The sequence below is a fragment of the uncultured Streptococcus sp. genome, assembly GCF_963521865.1.
GTDB lineage: Bacteria > Bacillota > Bacilli > Lactobacillales > Streptococcaceae > Streptococcus.
Genome location: NZ_CAUQWY010000083.1, coordinates 1 through 3,080, shown reverse-complemented (window position 1 = coordinate 3,080; position 3,080 = coordinate 1). Strand labels below are relative to the sequence as shown.

The 3,080-nt window shown below is 36.8% G+C and carries 5 protein-coding genes; 4 read left to right on the top strand and 1 reads right to left on the bottom strand.

What is annotated here, in order from left to right; genetic code table 11:
• Window positions 1-242 precede the first annotated feature (242 nt).
• From RWO85_RS10045 to RWO85_RS10030, 4 genes are read left to right on the top strand one after another with little or no spacing between them, the layout of a single operon-like run.
• Entirely contained in the window at window positions 243-488 is a 246-nt protein-coding gene (locus RWO85_RS10045) for a hypothetical protein (protein WP_001813542.1), read from the top strand.
• Window positions 485-820, top strand: a complete 336-nt coding sequence (locus RWO85_RS10040; RefSeq protein ID WP_000806926.1) for a hypothetical protein — start codon at window positions 485-487, stop codon at window positions 818-820. Before RWO85_RS10045 ends, RWO85_RS10040 begins: the two co-directional genes overlap by 4 nt.
• Window positions 821-832: 12 nt before the next feature.
• Entirely contained in the window at window positions 833-1,201 is a 369-nt protein-coding gene (locus tag RWO85_RS10035) for a hypothetical protein (RefSeq protein WP_000567222.1), read from the top strand.
• Window positions 1,188-1,487, top strand: a complete 300-nt coding sequence (locus tag RWO85_RS10030) for a DUF5960 family protein (protein WP_070697132.1) — start codon at window positions 1,188-1,190, stop codon at window positions 1,485-1,487. Before RWO85_RS10035 ends, RWO85_RS10030 begins: the two co-directional genes overlap by 14 nt.
• Before the next feature lie 117 nt (window positions 1,488-1,604).
• Here RWO85_RS10030 and msr(D) read toward each other — a convergent pair whose 3' ends face one another.
• Complete coding sequence (gene msr(D) / locus RWO85_RS10025; protein ID WP_000420313.1) at window positions 1,605-3,068, bottom strand: ABC-F type ribosomal protection protein Msr(D); 1,464 nt, start codon at window positions 3,066-3,068, stop codon at window positions 1,605-1,607.
• Window positions 3,069-3,080 lie beyond the last annotated feature (12 nt).

Here is a 3,080-nt window from a genome sequence, read left to right as displayed (position 1 = left end):
TGTGCTGAGAGCTTTCTTCTATACTAATAGACGAAAGGGTGTGAAAATGATTTTTAAATGATACTGTGGAACGGAACAGTAGCCCTAGTATTGACTACTGTCGTTTCTATTCATATTGGCTATTCTAGGACTGAGATGAAAAAATCTATAAATGCTCAGAATAAAATTGAACCCGCAAATCTCCCCAAAACAATGGTGAGTCATGTACTTGTATTATTCCGAAAAAATACACCTCTGGTGCAGTGAGACAAATTGGTGTATCTTATAGTGGCTTCGTAGATGAAAGCTATACTCTACTATCACTCTTTGATGATGTAGAACAAATTGAAAAAGATAATAGACTTCAGACAGCTATTGATGTTGTCAGAGAACAGTTTGGTTTTTTAGCCATACAAAAAGGAACCGTCCTAACTGAAGGTTCCAGAAATATTGAACGCAGTAAACTTATCGGTGGTCATTCCGCGGGTGGATTGGAGGGATTAAAATGAAACAAGAAAAAAATACAGTACAATTTTCAGAAATCCGTAGCAAAGGATGTAATGATATTGAAATGCTTGAAAGATTTTTACATGGAATCGTTGAAACAGCAACTTCAAAACTTCGTCAGAGAAAACTCAAAACAACTGAAATATCGATACGACTAGTACATGCTAAATCTGAAAACCGATTACCATTGGAATTTACATTTAGCATTAAGCCAACAAGCTCATCTGTGATAATCTATACTGAGGTAATCAATCGCTTTAAAGAATGTTACACAGGTGGGGGAATTCAAGGTTTTACGATTCAATTTGATAAAAATACCCTTGCCTCTGCATAGAAAGGATTTGATATGATTGACCGTTCATATTTACCATTTCAATCAGCAAGAGAGTACCAGGATACAAAGATGCAAAAATGGATGGGCTTTTTCCTATCTGAACATGCATCAGCACTCTCTGATGATACAAACAAAGTAACGTACATGTCTGACTTATCACTAGAGAAGAAATTATTACTCCTCAGTCAAGTATACGCCGGGCAGCTACGCACACGCATTCAAGTGATTGAAAAAAACAAGCGTGTTTCCTACACTGGAACAATACCAAGTCTGACCAAAGATTTCATTTTGATAAAAACTACAACAGGTCACATCAATTTGAAATTAAAAGACATTATTAGTATTGAACTTGTCGAGGAGGTGCTTTATGAATCAGCTTAAGTTTCAGCGTAACCAACTGCAAATGGACTACTACAGCGAGAGCTACCAAGATTTTGAATGTGACTTCTACCGCTATTCCAACATGAATATTCCATTGACCTTCCTAACTGATGATATCCTAAAAACAATGGCGACTTCACGTAAGAATTACTTTGTCCTCAATAAGGAAAAGTCCAGAGATAACCGCGATCACTTCTTCATATTTGAAGTAAGTACCGTAGATGAGAATCCGCTAATCTATCATTATACATATAAGAAAACTACAATATATTTAGCAGAAAAATAGGAGCAGTTCAATTGACTGTTCCTATTTTTAATATTCATAAAATCTAAAGTCTTTATACTCTTTAACAATGGAGTCGCCAACCAGAACAGACTATACTGACCAGCGACTACCTTAAATTTAATGTTTCAGATTTATTTTCTTATCTCTAATTTCATAAACTACATCTGCTACATTTTCGAGTAATCGTTTATCGTGGGTGATAAACACGATAGTTCCGGTGTACTCCTTCATTAGTATTTCCAAAGCCTCTAAACTTGGTATGTCAAGGAAGTTACTGGGTTCATCCATTATTAGGATGTTATATCTACCCATGAGCATTTTAGCAAGCAACAATTTTATAATTTCTCCACCGCTTAAAACAGATAAACTTTTTCCAATATCGTTCTGTTTGAACCCCATAGATGCTAGCACTGAACGAATTTCTGATATATTGTAGTCACAATCCTTCTGCATAAACTCCATAACATTCTGATTACTGTTGTACTTGTAACCATTCTGTGCAAAGTAACCTATTTTTGCCTTAGGCGAAATAGAAATTCCTTCTTCATGGTTTAAGATCATTTGGATTAAAGTTGTTTTTCCGATTCCATTACCACCAGTTAACGCCACTTTTGCTCCTAACGGAATTTGAAAAGATGCATTTTCAAACAGAGCCTTATCCCCAAATACTTTATTAATTTCTGCACCGACTATAGGGTATGGATTATGGAGCTCCAATGCTTTACTTTGCCTGAAACGAATTCTGCGAATGCCTTCCGGAGCTTCTACTTTTCCTAAGGCCGCAATCCTGTGCTCTAGGGTTTTAGCAGCATTATACATCTTTTTTTCCTTACTTCCTATTGATTTTTGATGAGCTAAACGCCCTCCGTCTTCAGTACTTTTTTTCTTTGAAGAACCTTTTGCCTTCTGTTCTATTTTACGAGCCTGTTTTCGCTTTTCCTCCGCAGCCCTTTCCAATCGGGCACGTTCCGCAATAAATTGTTCGTATTCTGCAGCTTGGCTCTTACGTTCTTCCTCTTTCTGACGAAGATAATCAGAATAGTTTCCCCAATACTCAGTGATTTTGCCATCTTTCAGTTCCCATATTTTATCTACTATTTCATCAAGAAAATAGCGGTCATGGCTAATAACTAACAGTGCACCTGTAAAATATTTTAGCTGTCCTATTAGAAAATCAATTCCTTCACGGTCTAAATGGCTCGTAGGTTCATCCGCTAAAATACCATGAACCTGTGCCGATAAGGCCTGTGCTATTTTAAGCCTTGTTTCTTCACCACCGCTCATAGTCTGTATATTTAATTGCTCAACACCTAGCTTGCCTACAAGTGCAAAATCTTTTTCCTCCTGCAGAGTTACTTCGTCCAACTGGGGAATATAGGCAAGTTCACCCAGACGATTCATTTTACATCCTGGGGGAGTTAATTCTCCTAAAAGTACCCTGAGTAAAGTGCTTTTTCCAGCACCATTTGCTCCTACTAAACCAATACGGTCATAATCATATACTTCTAATTCATTTATATCTAAAACATCGCGTCCTTTGAATTCCACACGAATGTCTTTTGCTTTTAATATTAATTCCATAACATTTCCTCC